Genomic DNA, 22476 nt, shown 5'->3' on the forward strand with positions numbered 1-22476 from the left:
AAATGTTATGCGTAACAGTTACGCATAACATTAGAGCAAAAAATCTAAAAAAGAAAGCCTAAAACACCATGATTAACCGGAAAATGTTAATTCTGTGATCAATATCAAATTATTGAGGTAAAAAATTTTTCGATTTAATTTTAAAAAGTTAATACTAAACATCGCTGCGTGTTTTATATATAATAGCCAGCCACAGACTTGGATTTAGAAAATCAATTTCGGAGCTTTTTTCATGCAGCAGTTTCGTCCTATCCGTCGTGCTTTACTTAGTGTTTCTGATAAAACCGGAATCATTGAATTTGCCAAAGCTTTATCCGTTCGTAATATAGAACTTCTTTCCACTGGCGGAACCGCCAAACTTCTAATTGACAACCATATTCCTGTTACCGAAGTAGCGGATTACACGGGATTTCCTGAGATGATGGATGGTCGAGTCAAAACTTTACATCCTAAAATACATGGTGGCATATTGGGGCGTCGAGGAATTGATGATGAGGTGATGCAACAACATCAAATCGCACCAATTGATATGGTAGTTGTGAACTTATATCCTTTTGCGAAAACGGTTGCTGACCCAAAATGCAGTCTAGAAGATGCGATAGAAAATATTGATATTGGTGGACCAACCATGGTACGGTCAGCGGCTAAAAATAACAAAGATGTTGCTATCGTCGTTGATTGCCGGGATTATAGCACCATCATCGATATGCTAGATCAACAGCAAAATTGCCTTTCGTTCAAATATCGATTTAGTTTAGCAATAAAGGCATTTGAACATACTGCTCAATATGATGGTATGATTGCCAACTACTTTGGTAAACTTGTGCCACCATATTATGGTGATACAGATAAACCAGCAGGTGAGTTTCCTCGCACTTTAAATTTACAATTTATTAAAAAACAAGATATGCGCTATGGTGAAAACTCTCATCAACAAGCGGCTTTCTATGTTGAAGAACATTTAGAGCAAGGCTCTATTGCTACCGCTAAACAGGTACAAGGTAAAGAATTATCTTATAACAATATTGCTGATACCGATGCCGCATTAGAATGCGTAAAATCATTTGCAGAGCCGGCTTGCGTGATTGTTAAACACGCCAATCCTTGTGGTGTTGCGGTAAGTGATAACATCTTAAATGCCTACCTTAATGCTTTTAAAACCGATCCAACTTCTGCCTTTGGTGGCATCATTGCTTTTAATCGCCCTTTGGATGCTAAGACTGCCCAAACTATCGTTGATAAGCAATTCGTTGAAGTGATTATTGCGCCATCCGTTGATCAAGACGCATTGGCGATCACCCAAACTAAAAAAAATGTCCGGGTATTGGAGTGTGGTCAATGGTCAGGAAGCGCAGTTGCCAGTTTAGACTTTAAACGAGTTAATGGTGGACTTCTTGTACAAGACCGAGATTTAGGTATGGTAACCCAAGAACAACTAACTGTGGTTACCAAACGACAACCGACCGAAAAAGAGTTATCCGATGCACTATTTTGTTGGAAAGTAGCTAAATTTGTAAAATCTAATGCCATTGTTTATGCTAAAGATAACATGACTATTGGAATTGGCGCCGGGCAAATGAGCCGGGTGTATTCGGCAAAAATTGCCGGAATAAAAGCGCAAGATGAAAATCTAGAAGTCGCTGGTTCAGTTGTGGCATCTGATGCCTTCTTTCCGTTTAGAGACGGTGTTGATGCAGCGGCTGCTGTGGGAGTTACTTGTGTTATTCAGCCCGGTGGTTCAATTCGCGATGATGAAGTGATACAAGCTGCAAATGAGCATAATATTGCCATGATCTTCACCAATATGCGGCATTTTAGGCATTAATTTTAAAAGTATTGAAAGGACCTTGTATGAAAGTATTAGTTATCGGCAATGGTGGACGTGAACATGCTTTGGCATGGAAAGCAGCACAATCGCCATTAGTTTCTAAAGTGTTCGTTGCGCCGGGCAATGCCGGTACCGCGCTGGAACCTAATTTAGAAAACATCAACATTAAAGCAACCGACATTGCTGGTCTACTCAATTTTGCTCAAGCGCAAGAAATAGACTTAACTATTGTAGGACCAGAAGCTCCATTAGTGATTGGTATTGTGGATAGTTTCCAAAAGGCAGGATTAACTATTTTTGGCCCCTCAAAAGCCGCAGCACAACTTGAAGGTTCGAAGGCTTTCACTAAAGATTTTTTAGCTCGTCACCATATTCCAACTGCTGAATATCAAAACTTTACCGAAATTGAGCCAGCTATTGCTTATATTCAGCAAAAAGGGGCGCCAATTGTAATTAAAGCTGATGGTTTAGCTGCCGGGAAAGGCGTGATTGTTGCCATGACACTTCAAGAAGCAGAAGAGGCGGTGCGCGATATGTTAGCGGGTAACGCCTTTGGTGATGCAGGTCATAGAGTAGTAATAGAAGAGTTTCTTGATGGCGAAGAAGCTAGCTTTATCGTGATGGTCGATGGTAAGCATGTCGAACCAATGGCAACTAGTCAAGATCATAAGCGGGTAGGTGATGGCGATACCGGTCTTAATACCGGAGGAATGGGTGCTTACTCCCCCGCACCGGTAGTAACCGATGAGGTCTTCAATAAAGTTATGCAACAAATCATTTATCCAACAGTCAATGGCATGGCACAAGAAGGTAATGTTTATGTTGGTTTCCTTTATGCCGGTTTAATGATAGATAAACAAGGTAATCCCAAAGTCATTGAATTTAATTGTCGATTTGGCGATCCAGAGACTCAACCGATCATGATGCGAATGCAATCGGACTTGATCGAACTCTGTTTAGCTGCCACAAAAGGTAAACTAGATACCATAAAATCAAAATGGGATTCAAGACCAGCTTTAGGTGTCGTGCTCGCTGCTGGTGGTTATCCGGGCGATTACAACACCAAAGATGTTATTTTAGGTCTGCCAACCGTAATAGATAAAGATTACAAAATTTTCCACGCCGGTACTTGCTTGGAAAATGGTCAAGTTTGTACCAATGGTGGACGAGTTTTATGTGTCACCGCACTAGGTAACAGTGTATCAGACGCCAAAAAGCGCGCATATGAACAAATCAAAAATATTCATTGGCATGGTTGTTACTATCGGCATGATATTGGTTATCGAGCCATTGAACGCGAAAAAAATGATTTATAACCTTTAATTCTGATACTAAATATTTCATGATGGCGTCAAATGACGCCATATCTATTCATTATCATGACTTATGGTGGATTAATTTTTCTAAAATTCGCAATATAAATCTTGGTGTTAGTTTTACTGTTATCTATTTTTGCTTATAATCTAGACTATATTTATGAGTAATGCTTATTGAGTGATTGTTGTACTTGCCGATCCTACGATAAAGTGGAAAGAAGCCATTTGTGGTATCTAGCTTTAATTATAATATTATTACTAATCTCGATAATGCAGTGTTAATCGATTAATTAACTCTCTGAAGAAATAAAAAATGGTAACCTTTTTTTATATTTTATTATTTTTAATTGAGCTTTTTTTGTTGGGTGGCGCAATACTTCACTCAGATTTTACACCAACTCATTATAGAAGAATAAAATCGTTAAAAAGATTATTATGGGTAACAAGAATAATTTATTTTTTTCTAATGAGTATTTTATTCTTATACTCATTATATCGAGAAAAATTTATAGAATCTTTTCCAGAATATGAACCATTAATCCTTTTACTGTTTTTTATTCTCTTTTTTTTCAATCCTGCAATAGCTTTTATATGTTTACTAATTAACAAAATAAAAGGTAAAAAAAGAAAAAGAAAAAGAAAATTTATAATTTAAGAGTTCTTAACTTTGATGGAACAATAATTTTTTATACAGATCTATTTTTTTGTTTTTATTTTGGTTACTATTTTTTAGGTTATATTGATTATAAGGGCAATAGCGTTTTAAACAAAAATATAATCTTTATAATTATCTTTTAAGATAGTTATGCTCTTTTTATATTATTTTAATAATTAACATTTATAGGGATATAATGGATACTCAAAATCAATCTTATTTTAAACTACCAAGCCTTTTTACTTTTATCTATTTTGGTTGTTTAATATTCAAATCCATAATTAATCTTGTAATCAAATCGGATAGCTACCTTAGCGAAGGTGATATTTACATAGCTCAACTAATTTATAGTTTAACTTTGGGTTCTATGAATTATTATTTTTTAGTTTTTATTATCAGTGTATTTTTCTGCCAAAAGTATTGTATATATAATGTATCTAAAAATTGGAAAATAATCAGTTTGCTCTCTGTGATTTTTTTTCTAATTACCTATTTTTTGCAAACACCACTTTTTGAATTTGGCTTTGAAATATTTATGCAGTTTCATAATTATTTTCTAATTAATTTTGACTTCATCAACGATGATTCATTTCCATATTTCTATTTCATTTTTACATATCGGCTAATTCTGATAGTAGATTTATTGGTGCTAATCATAATGTTTTATTTTATCGGTAGAAATAATATTATTTATCGATCAGCAATTAATTTTAATTCAGACCAATTAGAAAAAATTCATATCCAACTTTATAGTATTTTCTTGTCCTATATATCGTTAGCAATAATTTATCATTTTTTGCAGCCAAGTATATCTTTAGTGATGGCACCTATATTGATAGGACTTTTATTGTCAGTAATTCTCTATATACTTTTCACCGTAGTTATCAAAAATAGTTTTGAACAAGTGAATTCTAAAGTGAGCTTCGCAAAATTGATATTGACTGGAGTGATAACTACTTTTCTTAGTGGTCTTGTAAGTACGACTATTTATTATGTGATTTTTATGAATGATATTTCACCTTCATTAAGTCTTATAAGTAAAATTCAATCTCAGTCTTTAAATAATCTGATATTTTTATTGGCAATTAATTTACTTTTATCTTTGTTAATCAGTCGCTATTTTATTAAATTTCTTTATAAAAAAGATGAAAGTTTGTTTATAAACTAAGGATAGATACCACCACTATGCTATAAACTCATAAAAGATATCTATCATGGTTAAAAATCGTTATAGTAAATTAAACTAAACTCTGAGTAATACTACATTATTGTTTAAAAAATAAATTAAAAAAAATGAGGATGGTAATGAGATTTTAAACAAAATCTTAAACAAAATGAATGTGTACTTTAGCAACTATGCAAGTTGTTAAAGTACCATCATTTGTAAAATTATTTGAACTATTTAATATGCAAATGGAGCAATAAAAATTCCATCAACAATCTTAACATTCTTGAATAATGGTATAAAAAGCTAGATAAATTTTAACGCTAAGCTTATTCAAAAAATATCAAACTATAATCTTTTAATAACAATTGAGGTGTTGATTCCACCAAAAGCAAAGTTATTGGTTTGAAAATATTCAATATCTAAATTTCGCCCAGCGCCGACAATATAATCAAGATCACCGCACTGAGGATCGATATGATTTAAGTTGATAGTTGGGTTAAACCAGCCTGTGTGCATCATTTCTAACGTCAACCATGCTTCAATTGCCCCACATGCGCCAAGGGTATGGCCAAAATAACTTTTCAATGATGATATGGGAGCCCAATATTTGGCTACTAATTAATAGGTTAACTAAAGTGTACTATTAAATAACAAAACTATTCGTGATAATTATTCAACCGTAAATTTGAAGTTATAGTTGATATCCCTTATTCTACGACAAGTTATTCAATTAATTATGTTTCTGTTAGTCCAAACTTACAAAGCAGCAATGGAAAAGTTCACCGTAATTACAATCGTTGGGTAAATAATCTTGACGTTAAAATTAGAGAAAGTATTTTCAGAGCTAAATAAGAATCTAAAAATAATTTTATTTGCCAATAAAGCAACACTAAGCCCAAAATCAGTTTGGTTTTTTTTATACTTAATTCATTATTGATATTATTTTTTCAATTCGCTACTTTTGACAAAATTATGCTGTTTACTAGCAATAATATTAATTGTTAAAATTTACTATCTATTCTTTGCATTGAAGTTTAATATATAGATGTATTCATATCTTGTTATGAATATAGTTCCAGTTCCAATCTTTTCTTATCTATCTTTTCTATTTCATAAATCTTAGCACTTGAGGACAATAATTATGTTTCAATGGCTTTCAAATTGGATTTTAGATGGACTTAAGCATTCACCAGAAATACTTTTATTTCTCTCTTTAAGCTTAGGGTATTTGATTGGTGGTATTCGAATCGGCAAATTTCAGTTAGGTGGTGTGGCTGGTTCATTATTGGTAGCAGTGGCATTAAGTGTATTTGGTGTGACTGTAGATGCTGGTGTTAAAGCGGTACTTTTCGCTTTATTTATTTATGCTGTTGGTTTCGAAAGCGGACCGCAGTTTTTCCGTTCATTAGGGGTAAAAACCCTGCGTGAAATCTTTTTAGCATTATTTATTGCTGTTGCCGGTTTTGTAACGGTAGTGGTGTTAGCCAAATTATTCCATTTAGATAAAGGTCTTGCTGCTGGTTTAGCCGCAGGCGGATTAACCCAATCAGCTATTATGGGTACGGCATCAGATGCATTAACTCAGCTAGGTTTAAGCCCAGAAGAGTTAAGCCGATTACAAGGTAATGTGACTATTGGTTATGCGGTGACATATATCTTTGGTTCACTGGGCGCGATTATCGTTTGTGTTAACATTTTGCCAAAAATTATGGGGCGAGAAATTAACGACGATGCAATTAAGGCCGAAGCAGAACAATTACATGGCTCGCTTTTATTAGGTAGTGGTCAAAACTTTGCTTTATCTGATGTAACTGGTCGCTTATATCGTATTACTAATAAGGTTAATCAAACTGTTGAAAGTTTAGAAAAGGTGATTAATGGTATTAGTATTGAGCGAATCAAACGTGGCAATCGTATTATTGAAGCTACACCTGAGACTTTATTAAAAGCCAAAGATATTATTTTAGTTGTTGGCCATCGTGATGCCATGATTTCTGCCACTGATTTATTAGGTGAAGAAGTGAATTCAGCACAGGGTATGGATGTGGTGATGAATACCCAAGATGTTGAAATGCGTAATACTCGATATGTTGGTCAAAATTTAACACAAGTGCTTTCATCTGACGAAGTGATGAAGTTAAAACATGGTATTTATTTAATTGCTGTTCATCGTGATGGACAACCATTGCCATTAAATAATGATATGGTATTTAAGTTAGGTGATGTTATTACCATTTATGGTACCGATGGTGATTTAAGGCGTGTGGTTGACAGAATTGGTGCGCCGATTACCAAAAGTGAAAAAACTGACTGGATATTCCATGGGTTAGGTCTGGTAGTTGGACTTATTATTGGTCTTATTGTGATCCGAGTCAGTGATATTCCAATCACTTTAGGTGCAGGTGGTGGTGCATTATTATCAGGCTTATTGTTTGGTTGGTATCGCTCTTTACACCAAACAGTAGGAAATATTCCTACCGGAGCAGTGCAATTACTTAAAGACTTTGGTCTAGCTGGCTTTGTGGCAGTTGTTGGGCTAAGCTCAGGTTTACAAGCCATTAATACTATTAAAGATCAAGGTCTTTCATTATTCTTAATCGGTGTTGTGGTGACTTTATTGCCGATGTTACTAGGCATTTATTTTGGTAAATATGTCTTGGGTTATAAAAATTCGGCGGTATTTGCTGGAGCTTTAGCCGGTTCTCGTAGTGCAAATCCAGCTTTTGGTGAAGTACTAAATAAAGCCGGTAACTCAACGCCTACCAACTCTTTTGCAATTACCTATGCTTTAGCTAATGTTTTCCTAACCTTGTTAGGACCATTAGTTGTTGCTTTTGTTTAATTGACATCTCAAATTAAGGATACATGATTATGAAAAGTAATAATGAATATGCGAAATACGCGAATTTAAGTCCTTTTGAATTGAAAGATAATTTAATTAAACTAGCACAAAGCCATACTGATCGTGTGATGTTAAATGCGGGGCGTGGTAATCCTAACTTTTTGGCAACTTGGCCACGACAAGCGTTTTTTCAACTAGGTGTGTTTGCGCTACAAGAATCTGAAATGTCTTTTTCATATATGAATGAAGGTGTCGGAGGCATGCCAATTAAAGTTGGTTTAACTGGGCGTTTTGAACATTTTGTTCGTCAAAATTATCAAACACCTGGTGTGTCTTTTTTAGGTAAAGCATTTTCTTATATTCGCGATCAGCTAGGTTTAGATGAAAACGCATTCTTACAAGAGATGGTTGAAGGTATTTTAGGCTGTAATTACCCTGTACCAGACAGAATGCTACGTTTTAGTGAAGAGGTAGTTAAAGCATATGTCCTCACTCAAATGGGAGCACAATATCTAAGACGTGATGATCTGGATCTTTTTGCCGTTGAAGGCGGTACAGCGGCAATGGCCTATATTTTCAATTCTATGAAAGAAAATAACTTAATCCAAAAAGGTGACAAAATTGCCATTGGCGCACCTATTTTTACACCCTATTTAGAAATTCCTGAGCTTAATGATTATCAATTAGTAGAGGTTTTAGTTAACTCTGATCCTGATGCGAACTGGCAATATCCTGAAGCGGAATTACGCAAATTAGAAGATCCGACTATTAAAGCTTTCTACTTAGTTAACCCATCAAATCCACCATCAGTAAAAATTGATGATAAAAGCTTGCAGATCATTGCTGATATTGTGAAAAAACGTCCTGATTTAATTATTTTAACTGATGATGTTTATGGCACATTTGCTGATAATTTCCAATCCTTGTTCGCTATTTCTCCAAAAAATACGATTTTAGTTTATTCATTTTCTAAATACTTTGGGGCAACCGGTTGGCGTTTAGGGGTGATTGCCACAGCTCGTGATAATATATTCGATAAAAAAATTAAGGCATTACCTAGCAAAACGAGACAGATTTTAGATAAACGCTATAGTTCTATTGTAACTGATCCTGAAAATCTAAAATTTATTGACCGTTTAGTGGCCGACAGTCGTGCAGTGGCGTTAAATCATACTGCTGGGCTTTCAACTCCACAACAAGTACAAATGGTGTTATTTGCCTTGTGTGAGATGATGGATACCGATCAAAGTTATAAAGCAGCATTAAAATCATTGATCCGTCGTCGAGCGGCTTCGTTATATCAACATTTAGGACTTGCGCATCATACTGATGAAAACAGTGTCGATTACTATACCTTAATTGACCTAGAACATATTTGTCGTGAGCTTTATGATGACAAGTTTGCTAAATGGATCTTAAAAAATAAAAATCCATCTGAGATGTTATTTAGAATTGCTGATGAAGCAGGGGTGGTTTTATTACCTGGTAAAGGATTTGCTGTACAACATCCTTCGGCTCGAGCTTCATTAGCCAATTTAAATGAATATCAATATGCAGCGATTGGCTTATCAATGCGTAAACTTGCTCAAGAGTATTATGCTGAGTATCAAGGAAAAGCGAAGAAAAAATAGTTAATCACTTAAATTTATTCATCTATCTACATATCAAACCCTAGTTTAACTAGGGTTTTTTATTTTATAAATCATTCTTCTTGATAAAAAATTTTAGTTATTCATTTTGAATAAAAACAAGTTAATTTAATAATATTGATTTTTTTTAAACAGTAAATTGACAGCTTATTTTTTAATCTATATGATCGCAAATGAAAATCATTATCAATTAAAGCGTGTTCGGATGAAAAATTTAACTGTAAAATTTAGTCTATTTAGTTTGTGCCTTATGAGCTGTTATAGTTCTATTGTGCTAGCTGAAAGTAATATTAAAGATATCAAGGAAGATATTGAAAAAGATAAATTGGACACCATCACTGTTACTGGTGAAGGGGTACAACGTAGCGAGTTACAAACCAGTTCAAGTTTAAGTGTTATAACTAATAAAGATATCGAAAGACGTCCCGATCTTTACTCTTTAACAACTGTACTTAAACAAACTTCCAATATTCTAGAAACTGGATTAGGTAATCAATTACCCTCAATTCGAGGCGTTGAGGGGTCATCAGCTCATGGCGCAATATCTTTTTTAGCAGGAGCTCGTCCTAGAGTTAATGTGCAAGTTGATGGTGATAATTCTAACTATAATGAATTGGCCTTTGAAACTAAATCGCTATGGGATATTAAGCAAGTCGAAGTTTATCGCGGGCCACAAAGTTATGCTCAAGGACGTAATTCTATCGCTGGTGCTATTGTTATGCAAAGTAATGATCCTATCAATAAATTTGAAGCAGCAGCAAAAACGGATTACGGTAATCAAAACAGACGTCAATTAGCCGCAATGCTATCTGGTCCATTAGTTGATGAACAATTACTCTTACGTTTTACGGTGGATGATCAAGGTCGTAAATCCTATGAACATTTAGCCAATTATCATCCTGCCGGTGATTCAAGAAAGTTTAAATCCACTACAACTAAGGCTAAATTACTTTGGTTACCTTCAGCTGTGCCGGATCTTTATAGCCGTTTAACCTTTAAACATGTAGATTCACGAAATCCTCAAGGAGAGTTTAAGCCAACAACAGATTTTGATACCTATCGTTCTGTATTCAAAATTCGTACTTCCAGCACAATTTGGGATGTAGGTTATCAATTTAATGATACATGGGAATTTGAAAATAAAGTTATTTATTCAAATTATATTCATGACCGTTTTTCTCTGCCTTCTGGCGCACCATCTCGTGTTGAGGGGCATAAATGGCAAGTTCAGCCGATTTTAAAATACAACGATGGTACATACCAAGGTTTATTTGGTCTATTTTATTTTCAGTCACCACAAGATGACAGTATTTTATTAGGCGTTCGCAACCGTTATCATGATGTTACCAAGACTAAAGCGGTTTTAGGGGAGTTTACCTTTAAACCAATTGATGTTATCGAAGTTAATCTATCAGCTCGTTATGAGCAAGAAAAACATACCCGTAAAGGTGGTAGCTTATTTACTTTAGATTATGATAACAAAACAAATGTTTTCTTACCGAAATTTGATGTTGCTTATCTAATCAGTGATGATCAGCGTATTGGTGCTAAAATTGCTCGTGGTTATAATCCAGGAGGGGCTGGAATTACATTTACCTATCCTTTTTCAACATACAATTATGGTACTGAATATCTTTGGAACTATGAACTTTATCACCGCTGGCTTTCAGACGATAAACGCTTAAAAATCAATACCAATATTTTCTATAACGACTATAAAGATATGCAAATTGAGTATTCTCATCCACTAGGAATAACTATTGCTAATGCCGATAAAGCGATAACTTATGGTGCTGAATTTAATGTTGAGTGGCAAGCAACACAAAATTTAAATTTAAACTCCGGTTTGGGCTTACTTAAAACCAAAATAGAAAAATATAGCGACAGTAAAAGTTATAACGGCAATAAGCTAACGCGTGCTCCTGGTTATACATTTAATTTAGGCGGGTACTATAACCTACCATATGGGTTGGAAACCGGATTAAATGCATCGTTTGTGGATAGTTACTTTACTGATGCATCAAATAATAGAGCATCTAAAATCGATAGTTATTACCAAGCAAATGCTTACATAGCTTATAACTTCAAACAAGGTCGAATCATGCTTTATGCTGATAATGTTTTCAATTCTCATGACAAAATTAGCCTGATGTCTTCATCTTCACGTTACAGTACTTATCAGCAACCACGGCAAGTAGGTATTTCTGCACAAATAAACTATTGATAAATCAGTTAAATATTATATGTATAAAGGATTTAAATTTATTTTAGTTTTACATAACTGATTGTTTTAAATTAACCGAATTATGAGTGGTAATGGGTTATTAAAATATATTTGCACTACTAAAAAATGATATTAATTAAGATGTTATGGCCATAAAGTAGATGCTGTAAAAGGAAAATTAGTAAATGATTGACAAAGCAACAATTAAATTACCTAAAAATGTATGGTTATTATTTGTAAGTCTTTATATTACAGAATATGTTGGTATTGGCTTTTTGACTATCGCCTTAGCTTTAATTTTAAGAAAAGATGGCATGGAGTTAAACCAATTAAGTCTTATTCCTTTAATGATGTTACCAATCGGGTTAAAAATTTTATGGGCACCGGTTATTGATAAATATTTAAAACGGCGAATATCTCATTATCGCAATTGGTTATTTATCTCTTTAACGCTAATGTTAGTATGCTTAATATCTATAGCTTGTTTAGATCCAATCCAACAGTTTTATATTATTTTACCCATCATCTTTATTTTTTCCACAATGACTGCAACTCAAGAATTAGCCATATCAGGATTAGCTTGTAATATTTTTTTAGCCGAGCAGCGTTATCTTATTTCCAGTATCAAGACCAGTGGTTCTATGATGGGTAATATTTTAGGTGGTGGAGTAATTTTACTACTCTATGCCTATATTGGTTGGATGGGTTGTTTATTATTAATTGCTATTTTAATTGGATTTACATTAATTCAACTTTGCTTTTTTGCAGAGTACCGTTACTGCCAAAATCAGCCTATTGCTGAAAATAATGATCCTCAATATTGGAAAAATCTGATTACTATCTGGAAAGGTAAAATTAATTGGTTAATTATTTTGATACTTATGCCGTTTAGTTTCCTACCGGCTTATAACCTATTATCACCAATACTTGTCGATGATGGTTGGGCATTATCAGATATTGCTATTTTATTGAAAGTATTTGGATCCATTGTTAGCTTATTGGCAGTTATATTAGTAGCCAAAATCCTCAAGCGATTAACAAGGAAACAAAGTTTAACTTATTCATTACTCTTTCATGCTTTTTGTTTACTTGCATTCATTCCGATCTCGTTAGGTTATGTTAATATTTTCAATGTCTATTTAGCCTGTTTTCTTTATTTTCTTAGTTTACCTTTAATGTCTATCGCCATTACCGCCATCATAATGGATAATTCAGATAGCTCACAGGCACGTTCTACTGCTTGTAACGCTCAATCGGCACCAAGTTTTATATGTGGATTTATCGTAATATCACTAAGTTATTATCTGGCACAACAATTTGGTTACTTCCCTGTCGTAATCGGCTCAATAGTACTCGCATTTTTAAATGCATTCTACGCAAGCCGAACAATGGAAAAATAGGATGACGTAGAATTTCATGAGTTAACAAAATAATAGTTAGATATCAGTTGGTAAAAATAATGTTATTTTTAAAATAACATTATTTTTTTGTTTTAATCATTTGTAATGATGCTAGTACTTCTACCGCAACTAAAAATAGTTTTTAAATGTACTGATTTAAAATATATCTAAACCATGTCTTATTATGTTTTCATTATTGCAAAGATCCTTACCTGAGATCATTATAAATAGCGTCTTAATTTTTATTAATTAACAATTAATCAATTAGATATGATTTTATCGATATTGTTTTCGCTAAAATAAAATTTTTTTTATTTATTTATAAGATCGGACATAACCTGTCTAACTGACCAGTTAAATTATCTCTGAAATATTTATTAAAATAAGGAGATAAAATGGCTGTTTACCGTTCTGATGCAGATCTTGCATTTTTAAAACATTGTAATAACGATGATTTAGATTTACTGGTTTCTATTCTAACTATAGATCCTAAAGATAACCAATCAAGATATAGTGAAGAATTGACCTCATGTGAAATGTATAAAAAACACTATCCAAATCACAATAAATACTGGGAGTGCATTGCTGCTGAGTTACAAACCTATGGAGCTAATACACTGGTCACTAAGTTATTTCGCGGTGGTAAAGGCGTTCCTTATCGGGAAATTTTAATTGATGTTTGTGAAAAGAAAAAAGTAAATTTCAATAAAAATGCACCAATTGAAAATATTGAAATGAATCTACTTTTAAAAATGTTAGAGCAAGCATTAAATGAAATGACTACAGAGCAGTTAAATCAACTCTCAAAGGAAATGGAGATGGATTTGATGAACCCAACTCCAGAGCTAATATTAATGTCGATTCAATCTGCGATTAACCTTTCAGGATTTGCCGCATATATATTTGCTAGTCGCACCCTTGCGATGGTTTTAAATCAAATTGGGATGAAAGCTCCTTTTATTGTTTATACTTCAATGTCTACATTTATGAGCTTTTTGGCAGGACCAATAGGTTGGGGTATAACGGCAACTTGGTTAGCAAGTGATTTTGCCTCTCCTGCGTTTAGAGTCACGGTGCCGGCATGTGTGATTATTGCTTATATGCGTCAAAAACATCTAAATAAAGAAACAATTAATCAACACCAGAAATAAATGTAGGAAGCATAATATGTCTGAGTATGATCGATTTAGTATCAGAATCTGTATGATACTTGAACGTTTGTTTTTAGGGGAAACACTTTCAATTAATGAGTTGGCTAATGAATTTAATGTCTCGAAAAAAACGATAAGTAGAGATTTTAATGAGCGTTTAGCCAATCTGTTAAGAATAGAAATTGAAATGGTCAAAAAAGGACAGTATAAATTGTCCGAAAACTCAATGAGTTTGTTAAGAAATAATCGATATCGCGGTATTTTAGAATTTAGTAAAGTTATTGATATTGATAAATTATTTCCTAAACAAGTTTTTGACTATAAGTTTATTAGTGCTTTGCTTTCTAATAAAAATCATTCGCCATGTATTGTGTATGTTGATTCACTAAAGGAACAACCAAATGTGTATGGACCTTTTCTTACAATAATTCAAGCAACCATTAATAAAACCTTAATTACTATAAAAACAAACAATGAAGTTTTTGATCATTTTGCACCATATAAATTAATTAAATTTAAAAGTCATTGGTATTTAGTTGGAATATATGAGAAAAAATTTCATGTTATAAACTACGATGTAATCAAAGAAGTTTTAGTTATTGGCGTATTGTTTGATGTTGATGTATATAAATTACAAAAGATCGAAGAGGAAAGTTTTATACAATCGCTTCCACATTTTTGTTATGTAATGCGAGTATTTCAAGAAGAAAAAAATTAATTTAGAAAGGAGATAAAAATGTTCATTTTTAGAATCATGAGTATTAGCCTAGGGGCGGCCTTGACCATTGCATCTATATATGAAGCCCAAAAGATCCTAGAAAAAAAGTGTCATATTAAAAATCTAACTCAAAGCCAAAATATTGCAATTCGTAGCGCGACTGGTTTTGCTGTTTCGGTTGTTATAGGTGGGGCAGTCATTAATACAATTAAAAAAATTTATAAATATTAATATGATAAAAATAGAGTTAAAACCTAGTATATGATTGAAAATGGTGATCAATTTTTTGTATAAAATATCTAACTTAATAATATAAATTAAATAATACGAATTATGTAACAATAATTCGTATTATTTGTAGTATTAAACATGTAAATATCCCTTGTTAGTATCCAAACCAAGTAGAAATTAAGCTGTTTTTTTCATGTTCTATATTCAATTGGTAGCATATTGTTTAATGCTTCATGCGGTCTTTCTGCGTAATACATCTCTAACCTCACTTCCGTTATTTTTCCTCCTTGTTTCAAATTTTTAAATACAAATCTAACACCTCAGTTCGATATATCTGGTTGAATCGTTCTATATAGTCGTTTTGATAAGGACTAACAGGTTTAATGTAATCTAGGGTTACTCCATCTGATTTTGCTTAACTGGTGAATCTGATTGAGGTAAATTCTGCGCTATTATTAATGCGTATTTTAAATGAATAACCGTGATATTGAGCTAGTCTGTCTAATTATCGGGAGAACTCTATCAACCGATAAACTCACTGCTATATCAATACTTAAAGTCTGATGATTCACATCATCAATAACATTAAAGGTTCTAAATTGACGATGATTTTCGAAACTACCACTCATCGCCGTATATATCTCGCCATTTATAAAATACCATATTGACGACCAAGCTTTTTAACATGCATACCTGCTTCAGAGTCTTTTAAAATAGAGACAATTTGCTCCTCTGATAATTTTTTATATTGAAATTCTCCTTAAAAATATTATCGAGAATTTTATACTTTTTATGTACTATTTTAGCGGGATTGTTACAAAAACCAGCCAGAATTAATACTTTCATATTCTTGTATATTCTTATCTTTACTGTGACGTCATGACAATACAGATAACTATTTTAAAGAACGTTTAAAGTTCCACTTGTAAAGTTTAAACAACTAAAGTTCAATCAAAATCAATATTGATTGGTTTGCTACCATTAAACGATAATACCGAGTATTTTAGGTATATAGTGACTGAAATATATTGTATAAACAATAGGGTTTTCCGCATATAGTGTCTTTATTACCAATGATTAAAGCTCGTTTCAATTGTGATGGTCTTAGCCCTAAACCCGATACACAGGTTCTACTAAAATGAGCCAAATCAGAAAATCCTTTATCACTGGCTAATTTTGTCAATGTTGTGGATGAATCAAAGATATCAATTACATCTCGTAATCTTTTCCACAACAGATAACTTCGAAAATTAACGCCCAACTCCGAACGAAAAAGATGAAGAAAACGACTTTCAGAAAGGTGTAATCTATCGGCGATTTCTTTGGATGAAATTTGCTTTATGGGTAAAGATGAAATAATGGAGACAGCTTTATTAATACGATTATCATGTTCAAAAGAATAATTAGGGTCTGATTCACATAGTAGCTTATAGACATAATAAAGATCGTATGGTTGCTTAATTGTGATAGATTTCATTAAATAATTGGCAATTTTTAATGCTTCTTTATTGGTTAAAAAATAGACGGAGTTGGTTGCAGTAAAATGCGATAATAAGTGATAATAAGGATCTTCTGCATCAATAAACAAATTAATACAACATATATCAGGTGCACTTAATTTATGGGGAACGTTTGGGCGAATAATAAATCCAAATAAATATTTTTTATCACCTGGTGTTTCTAATTCCAAACACATATTGTGTAATGATATGGTCAGTTGGAGAGAGGGATGACGATGCCAATCTGTCATAATATTGTATAGAAAAAACAATGTTGATAAATCTTGTCGGTGCACTTTAACGAACAAATCATTTTCTAACATAATATTTTATCCTTGTTAAATAAAAACTTCCTTTTGATTAAAATTAAAGCTATAAACTGGATAAATAGAAACAAATAACTTGATTAACTCGAACCAACTAAAGCATAACACATACCTGGTTTAAAGTTAATCAAGAACCAAGCAACGAATTTTGATCAATTTGGAGAATTAGTTAATAATAAGCTTTTAGAAAAAGGGACATAGGTTCTACCCCTGTGCTTTAAAGAACTGATAAAATAATTAACATTTCAAGACGACTAAAGACACGACATAACTACAAGGTTTACAAACAACCAAATTACACAAAGAAATCTTATTTCTTAGCTAGTCATCAGATAAAGAAATTGCAATACCATTAGATACGGTAAAAGATGTGATTACTTATGTTGTTCAGTTAATTAATTTGTTTAGCTTGGGTTTAATAATGGAAAGTATCATGTTAGCAATTGTTAAACCTAAAATTCATAATAAACCGCTGTTGCTAAAGTAATAACCAGACCAGTTTTTTCAATCTGATAGATATAATAGTGACATTTTATTACTCATTAAGTATTCATCACTAAAATTAGGTTATTTGGCATAATTTATTTTAACAGCTGTTGAATCCAACCAATGGGTAAGCAAGCATATCTCCTGATATTTAATCTATTGCTAGGAAATATCAGTAAGTAATTTCCTGCTCACATCATTGGTATCCACGTGGACATACATAAATATCAATGTAATGAATACTTATTATTAATTTGCTCTTCATTCAATTCAATGCAAACCAGCGAAGAGTAACTTTGAACCAACTTCTGGTTATTTTTTGTGGCGATAATAATGAAAATGAATTTTATTAAGCAGACATTCCACCATCAATCACTAAAGTTTGACCGGTAATATAATCACCACCAGAACCGAGTAAAAAGTTCACCGACATAGCCACATCCTTGGTTGAACCTATTCGGCCTAATGGAATTTTTTTCAACATATTTTTATACGCACTACTCGATAAATTTTTACTCATGTCGGTTTCAATAAGACCTGGAGCAATTGAATTGACACGAATATTAAAACGACCTAATTCAACAGCTAACGAATGAGTCATTCCAATCATTGCAGCTTTTGTAGCAGCATAATTGACTTGACCTATATTACCTTTAAAGGCAGTCACTGAACTAATAAAGAGAATACAACCATCTCCTCGACTAATCATATGAGGTAAAAAAGCTTGATTGACTAAATAGCTAGACAAAACGTTATTATTCATTACTTCTAACCATGTCTCTTCTTCAATGTGAATAAATAAGTTGTCTTTTACTATGCCTGCATTATTAATTATGGCGTACGGTGCACCGAATAATGAAACACATTCACTGACAACGTGGTTAACTTCGTTTGCAATTGAGACATCACATTGATAAGCTTTACATTGTTTACCTTGTGAAGTCAAAGATTCACATATTTCAAGTGCTTGCTTTTTACTATTTTTATAAGTGAAGACAATATCAAAGCCATTTTTAGCTAGCTCTGACACTATTTCAGCTCCAATACCTCGTGAACCACCTGAAACAAAAACCCATTTATTTTCCATATTTAATTTCTCTTTTGCATTTAATTTTTAGTTTTTATACCCATAATATTCATGGTTATTATTATCGATACTTCCTCTTTCACCCAAATAGGAATAACAATATTAATTAAAAGTGAGTCTTTATAATTTGTCGTATCATTAATCATTACGCCATAATTTATGTTATCGAGTACTTTTTCTATATTTAGTTGGCTTATTTGAGGACTGACGTAAACCTGATGATTTGTATGTAAAAATAGAACATTATCACCAATAAATTGTTCTTGATTCCCCATGAATTCTTTAAATTTTTGGACACATAATTCAGTTGCATGTTTGGAGATGAAAAGAGAAAAAAGAAGTGCGTCGAAAAATATCCATAATAGAGAAACATTTGCGAAAGTTGCTTTAAATTCTTGTTGTTTTTCTTTTATCAATTCTGGATCAATACTAAATATTTGTGTATCAGAAAAATTAAACTGTCGGATTTCTTCATTAAAAGTACTTTTATGCATTGAACCAATAAAATATTTTTTTGCTAACTCCATATCGTGTAAAGTAAACGATATTTTATTCTCTGAATTCTTTAATAAAAGTTGATAATCTTTATCAATATCTAAAGGATAACGTAATGAGGAGCGCCAAATAAACCCATCTGATTGTCCTTTTATAAATGAGTCAGTAGTGTACTGTTTTAAAGGCAGCATGGCCAACATACCATGTACTGCCAAATTATTTAGCCCAATTTGTCTGGCTTTGTTTTCATCAAAATGAATAGGATTGAAATCACCAGAAAAGTTAGCCCATTCCTCAAGGGATTTTTTGTTAAAATTCAATATCATTATTGAAGCCTTTCAAAAATCAATGCACTATTTGAGCCACCGAATCCATAATTCACGTTTAAAACCGATTGAATATTGGCAACCCGTCGATGCTTATTGGGTACATAATCTAAATCACAATTTGGATCAGGATTGTTTAAATGAATGGTTGCTGGAATGATATTGGTTTCGATCGATTTTATACTTAAAATTGACTCTAAAGCACCTGCAGCAGCAATAAGATGACCAGTATAGGATTTCGTGCTCGAGATAGGCAATGAATATACTGGATCACCAAATATCTTCTTTAACATCTCAGTTTCATTAAGGTCATTTAGTTGTGTTGAAGTTCCATGGGCATTTACATAATCAACTAACTCAATATCAGCCTGCTTTAAAGCATTTTTAACCGCATGATATCTACCTTGACAATCAGGAGCGGGAGTTGTTACATCGTAGGCATCTGAACAATTCCCATAACCAGTGACCTCAGCATAGATGGTTGCCCCTCTTTTTACTGCTGTTTCATATTTTTCCAAGCAAAGAACCGCTGCGCCTTCGGATAAAACAAAACCACTACGATTCTTATCAAATGGACAACAGGCTGTTTCTATATTTTCTTGCTCTTTGCTTAACGCATTGAGAATATCAATACTCCATATATTTAGATCACTATTTAAGCTCTCACCACCACCAGCTATCATCATTTCTGCTCGGCCGCTTCTAATTATTTCAACCGCATCGCCAATTGCTATTCCTCCGGTGGCACATGCAGAAACTGGTGTATTTTGATAACCTCTCAGATTCCAATTCATGGACATTATTGCTGAGCCAACATTGTGCATAGATAAAATATTGGTCAATGGTGAGGCAAAACCTTCTGAATTATAAGACAGGCTATTTTCAGCTAAGGCATCGGCACCTCCCCAGCCTGTCCCAAAGATAACGCCTCGCGAAAAAGGAGGGTAGTGCTTATCCATCTCACTTAAATCGTCTCCAAAAGCCATTTTTAACGCTTCATCAGCAGCAATTAACCCTAAACGACCAAAACGAGGCGTATTTTTCAAAATTCGTTTGGAAAATGGTGATAAGTTTAATTCGAATGGAATCTTGCCAAAAAACTTTGCAGTAATAGATTTATCAGGATAGTTATACTTGCAGTAGCCAACTTTATAATCCATTATTGCTTTCCAAATTTCGGCCACATTTTTGCCTAATGAGGTAATCGCGCCATAGCCTGTAACGACAACTCGTTGTCTAGTAGTTTTGTCTCCCATTTTTGTTCCTTAAGCTTTTAAAGATTGAGATAAATAGTCAACAAAATCACCAACTGAACTAATTTGTTTTTGTGCCAATTCTGCCATATTTACAGCTAACCCATATTTCTTTTTTAAAGCCACTTCAATTGAAACATAATCAAGGCTAACTAAATCTAACTCAGATAATGGTGTATCTCTGGTAATTGATGCCGCATCAATATCTGTTAATTCCGTAACTTGTTCCACAATAAAATCAAATAAATCCATAATAGTATTCCTCTGTTAGTTTAATATGTTTCAATTGCTCTTCCTGATAAAGAAAGCAGATGAGAAATTTCCAAATGAATGGCGTTTGCTAATATATCTATTTCATTAATGGTTGTTTTATTACCCAAACTAATGCGTACAGCGCCATCAATTTGTTCATTAGATAATCCCATTGACAAAAGGACGTAAGAACGATGTGACTTTTTATTATTGCTACAAGCAGAACCTAAGGATAAAGAGATACCATGGAGCAAATTCAATCTGCTTGCCAAAGATTCTGCGCGGATATTTTTAAAACTTAGATTTATTGTCCAAGCGGCCTGATATTCAGGATTTTTACTGCCATTAATATCATATTGAACAGCTAGCAAACTTAATTTTTCTAAAAGCCGATTTCGCAATTGCAAATAATGCTGATACCTTGAAATGAGTTGGCTATTTGCCTCTTGGGCTGCTATTGCTAAACCAGCTAATCCGATAGTATTTTCCGTTCCACTGCGTAATCCTTTCTCTTGACCTCCTCCATGTAGTAAAGGGGTTAAGGATATATTTTCTGCAACAAATAATCCTCCGATACCTTTAGGTCCATTGAATTTGTGTCCAGAAAAGGACAATGTTGATACACCCGGTAATTTATTCAGTTCTATTTTAATTTTGCCAACAGCTTGAACAGCATCAATATGAAAAAAAATACCTTTTTCATGAGCAAGACGAGCTACTCTTGCATAATCTTGAATAGCGCCGGTCTCATTATTAATAGCCATCATTGAAATTAACTTTGTATTAGGTTGTACTTTGGCTTCAATATCAGCAACATCAATTATTCCCTCATTAGAGGGGGATAATAATGTCAACTGTAAGCCTTTTTTTTCAAAAAAATACAAAATTTCAAGAATTGAAGGGTGCTCTATACTGGTACTAATCACATGAATGGATTTCAAATCACATTCTGCATAAAGTGATAAAATACTTTTTATAGCAAGATTATTACTCTCCGTTCCTCCTGATGTTATTACAATATTATTCGGTTGGGTACCAAGTAAATCTGCACATTGTTGATGCGCATTTTCGACAATTTCTCGTGGTATTTTACTGAGTTGATAAGGACTGGAAGGATTTGCATAATAGCTCATCGCATCGATCATGGCTTTTTTCACTGCATCACTTAAGGGCGTTGTTGCATTGTGATCAAAATATAAGTCCATTAAATCTTTTCCTTTAGTTGACTAAACAAACTGATTAACATATCAATACAATGTTGTTGTGACGGTTCAAGTTTTCCTAATAGTTGTCGAATGTCATCGTTTGAAATTGTGTTAATTTGAGACACAGGGGTATTTTCAATATATTTGCAAAAAATGTTGGCCATAGCGAGGGATGTTGTACATCCCCATGCTTGAAATCGAGCCTGCTCAAACTTATCTGTTTCTTTATTGTAGTTAATAAATATGTCAACCTTATCACCGCATACCGGGTTTGACAGAGCTAGTACAATCCCTGGGGCTGTGATATTTCCTTGATATTTTGGATTGCAAAAATTATCCACAATGATTTGATTAAACATGTTTAC

Annotated in this window: 17 protein-coding genes and 2 pseudogenes; 9 read left to right on the forward strand and 10 right to left on the reverse strand. The window is 33.2% G+C overall.

The genetic code is table 11. The annotated features are described in order from the left end of the window. Positions 1-232: 232 nt before the first annotated feature. Positions 233-1825 carry a bifunctional phosphoribosylaminoimidazolecarboxamide formyltransferase/IMP cyclohydrolase gene (gene purH, locus DKK70_RS04270; protein WP_110432876.1) on the forward strand — a complete coding sequence of 531 codons (1593 nt, stop codon included), beginning with the start codon at positions 233-235 and terminating at the stop codon, positions 1823-1825. A 26-nt stretch (positions 1826-1851) separates the two neighbouring features. Further along, positions 1852-3144, forward strand: a complete 1293-nt coding sequence (gene purD, locus DKK70_RS04275; protein WP_110432877.1) for a phosphoribosylamine--glycine ligase — start codon at positions 1852-1854, stop codon at positions 3142-3144. 2168 nt (positions 3145-5312) lie between these two features. Here purD and DKK70_RS04290 read toward each other — a convergent pair. Next, positions 5313-5564 (reverse strand): annotated as a pseudogene (locus DKK70_RS04290) (beta-ketoacyl-ACP synthase); the annotation flags it as partial. Between the two features lie 544 nt (positions 5565-6108). Here DKK70_RS04290 and aspT point away from each other — a divergent pair. The 7 genes from aspT to DKK70_RS04325 all read left to right on the forward strand — a co-directional run bounded on the left by aspT (position 6109) and on the right by DKK70_RS04325 (position 15182). Further along, positions 6109-7809: an aspartate-alanine antiporter gene (gene aspT / locus DKK70_RS04295; protein WP_110432881.1), complete on the forward strand. Its 1701-nt coding sequence runs from the start codon at positions 6109-6111 to the stop codon at positions 7807-7809. Between the two features lie 29 nt (positions 7810-7838). Next, positions 7839-9440: a bifunctional aspartate transaminase/aspartate 4-decarboxylase gene (locus DKK70_RS04300; protein ID WP_110432882.1), complete on the forward strand. Its 1602-nt coding sequence runs from the start codon at positions 7839-7841 to the stop codon at positions 9438-9440. Between the two features lie 223 nt (positions 9441-9663). Then, positions 9664-11682 (forward strand): TonB-dependent receptor, encoded by a 2019-nt coding sequence (locus DKK70_RS04305; RefSeq protein ID WP_110432883.1) that lies wholly within the window; start codon positions 9664-9666, stop codon positions 11680-11682. A 185-nt stretch (positions 11683-11867) separates the two neighbouring features. Continuing rightward, a complete protein-coding gene (locus DKK70_RS04310) occupies positions 11868-13082 on the forward strand; it encodes an MFS transporter (RefSeq protein ID WP_110432884.1) in 1215 nt (404 codons plus the stop codon). Between the two features lie 395 nt (positions 13083-13477). Next, positions 13478-14233, forward strand: a complete 756-nt coding sequence (locus DKK70_RS04315) for a DUF3944 domain-containing protein (RefSeq protein ID WP_110432885.1) — start codon at positions 13478-13480, stop codon at positions 14231-14233. A gap of 16 nt (positions 14234-14249) precedes the next feature. After that, the gene (locus DKK70_RS04320; protein ID WP_110432886.1) at positions 14250-14951 is read left to right on the forward strand and encodes a DeoR family transcriptional regulator; all 702 of its coding nucleotides are present in this window, start codon (positions 14250-14252) and stop codon (positions 14949-14951) included. Between the two features lie 18 nt (positions 14952-14969). Next, a complete protein-coding gene (locus DKK70_RS04325; RefSeq protein ID WP_110432887.1) occupies positions 14970-15182 on the forward strand; it encodes a hypothetical protein in 213 nt (70 codons plus the stop codon). 292 nt (positions 15183-15474) lie between these two features. Here the strand turns inward: DKK70_RS04325 and DKK70_RS17440 are convergent. The 9 genes and pseudogenes from DKK70_RS17440 to DKK70_RS04365 all read right to left on the reverse strand — a co-directional run. Then, positions 15475-15573 (reverse strand): annotated as a pseudogene (locus DKK70_RS17440) (integrase core domain-containing protein); the annotation flags it as partial. 76 nt (positions 15574-15649) lie between these two features. Further along, the gene (locus DKK70_RS16680; RefSeq protein WP_181415906.1) at positions 15650-15811 is read right to left on the reverse strand and encodes a hypothetical protein; all 162 of its coding nucleotides are present in this window, start codon (positions 15809-15811) and stop codon (positions 15650-15652) included. A gap of 374 nt (positions 15812-16185) precedes the next feature. Further along, positions 16186-17004, reverse strand: a complete 819-nt coding sequence (locus DKK70_RS04335) for an AraC family transcriptional regulator (RefSeq protein WP_110432888.1) — start codon at positions 17002-17004, stop codon at positions 16186-16188. An 838-nt stretch (positions 17005-17842) separates the two neighbouring features. Next, positions 17843-18580, reverse strand: coding sequence for an SDR family NAD(P)-dependent oxidoreductase (locus DKK70_RS04340; RefSeq protein ID WP_110432889.1), 738 nt, complete (start codon positions 18578-18580; stop codon positions 17843-17845). A gap of 20 nt (positions 18581-18600) precedes the next feature. Next, on the reverse strand, positions 18601-19401 hold the full coding sequence (locus DKK70_RS04345) for a MaoC/PaaZ C-terminal domain-containing protein (protein ID WP_110432890.1): 801 nt from the start codon (positions 19399-19401) through the stop codon (positions 18601-18603). Further along, positions 19401-20657 (reverse strand): beta-ketoacyl-[acyl-carrier-protein] synthase family protein, encoded by a 1257-nt coding sequence (locus DKK70_RS04350; protein ID WP_110432891.1) that lies wholly within the window; start codon positions 20655-20657, stop codon positions 19401-19403. Before DKK70_RS04350 ends, DKK70_RS04345 begins: the two co-directional genes overlap by 1 nt. A 9-nt stretch (positions 20658-20666) precedes the next feature. Further along, positions 20667-20906 carry an acyl carrier protein gene (locus DKK70_RS04355; RefSeq protein WP_110432892.1) on the reverse strand — a complete coding sequence of 80 codons (240 nt, stop codon included), beginning with the start codon at positions 20904-20906 and terminating at the stop codon, positions 20667-20669. 20 nt (positions 20907-20926) lie between these two features. Beyond that, positions 20927-22111, reverse strand: coding sequence for a cysteine desulfurase family protein (locus DKK70_RS04360; RefSeq protein WP_110432893.1), 1185 nt, complete (start codon positions 22109-22111; stop codon positions 20927-20929). Continuing rightward, the gene (locus DKK70_RS04365) at positions 22111-22470 is read right to left on the reverse strand and encodes an iron-sulfur cluster assembly scaffold protein (protein WP_110432894.1); all 360 of its coding nucleotides are present in this window, start codon (positions 22468-22470) and stop codon (positions 22111-22113) included. Before DKK70_RS04365 ends, DKK70_RS04360 begins: the two co-directional genes overlap by 1 nt. Between the last annotated feature and the right edge of the window lie 6 nt (positions 22471-22476).

The organism is Gilliamella apicola (assembly GCF_003202655.1).
In the GTDB taxonomy this organism is placed as follows: domain Bacteria; phylum Pseudomonadota; class Gammaproteobacteria; order Enterobacterales; family Orbaceae; genus Gilliamella; species Gilliamella apicola_R.

Bases quoted from the DNA above. Each gene is read 5' to 3' on its own strand.
- DKK70_RS04325 (WP_110432887.1), top strand. From the start codon at position 14,970: ATGTTCATTTTTAGAATCATGAGTATTAGCCTAGGGGCGGCCTTGACC.
- DKK70_RS04340 (WP_110432889.1), bottom strand. From the start codon at position 18,580: ATGGAAAATAAATGGGTTTTTGTTTCAGGTGGTTCACGAGGTATTGGA.
- aspT (WP_110432881.1), top strand. From the start codon at position 6,109: ATGTTTCAATGGCTTTCAAATTGGATTTTAGATGGACTTAAGCATTCA.
- purH (WP_110432876.1), top strand. From the start codon at position 233: ATGCAGCAGTTTCGTCCTATCCGTCGTGCTTTACTTAGTGTTTCTGAT.
- DKK70_RS04310 (WP_110432884.1), top strand. From the start codon at position 11,868: ATGATTGACAAAGCAACAATTAAATTACCTAAAAATGTATGGTTATTA.
- DKK70_RS16680 (WP_181415906.1), bottom strand. From the start codon at position 15,811: ATGAGTGGTAGTTTCGAAAATCATCGTCAATTTAGAACCTTTAATGTT.
- DKK70_RS04320 (WP_110432886.1), top strand. From the start codon at position 14,250: ATGTCTGAGTATGATCGATTTAGTATCAGAATCTGTATGATACTTGAA.
- DKK70_RS04335 (WP_110432888.1), bottom strand. From the start codon at position 17,004: ATGTTAGAAAATGATTTGTTCGTTAAAGTGCACCGACAAGATTTATCA.
- DKK70_RS04305 (WP_110432883.1), top strand. From the start codon at position 9,664: ATGAAAAATTTAACTGTAAAATTTAGTCTATTTAGTTTGTGCCTTATG.
- purD (WP_110432877.1), top strand. From the start codon at position 1,852: ATGAAAGTATTAGTTATCGGCAATGGTGGACGTGAACATGCTTTGGCA.
- DKK70_RS04345 (WP_110432890.1), bottom strand. From the start codon at position 19,401: ATGATATTGAATTTTAACAAAAAATCCCTTGAGGAATGGGCTAACTTT.
- DKK70_RS04365 (WP_110432894.1), bottom strand. From the start codon at position 22,470: ATGTTTAATCAAATCATTGTGGATAATTTTTGCAATCCAAAATATCAA.
- DKK70_RS04360 (WP_110432893.1), bottom strand. From the start codon at position 22,111: ATGGACTTATATTTTGATCACAATGCAACAACGCCCTTAAGTGATGCA.
- DKK70_RS04300 (WP_110432882.1), top strand. From the start codon at position 7,839: ATGAAAAGTAATAATGAATATGCGAAATACGCGAATTTAAGTCCTTTT.
- DKK70_RS04350 (WP_110432891.1), bottom strand. From the start codon at position 20,657: ATGGGAGACAAAACTACTAGACAACGAGTTGTCGTTACAGGCTATGGC.
- DKK70_RS04355 (WP_110432892.1), bottom strand. From the start codon at position 20,906: ATGGATTTATTTGATTTTATTGTGGAACAAGTTACGGAATTAACAGAT.
- DKK70_RS04315 (WP_110432885.1), top strand. From the start codon at position 13,478: ATGGCTGTTTACCGTTCTGATGCAGATCTTGCATTTTTAAAACATTGT.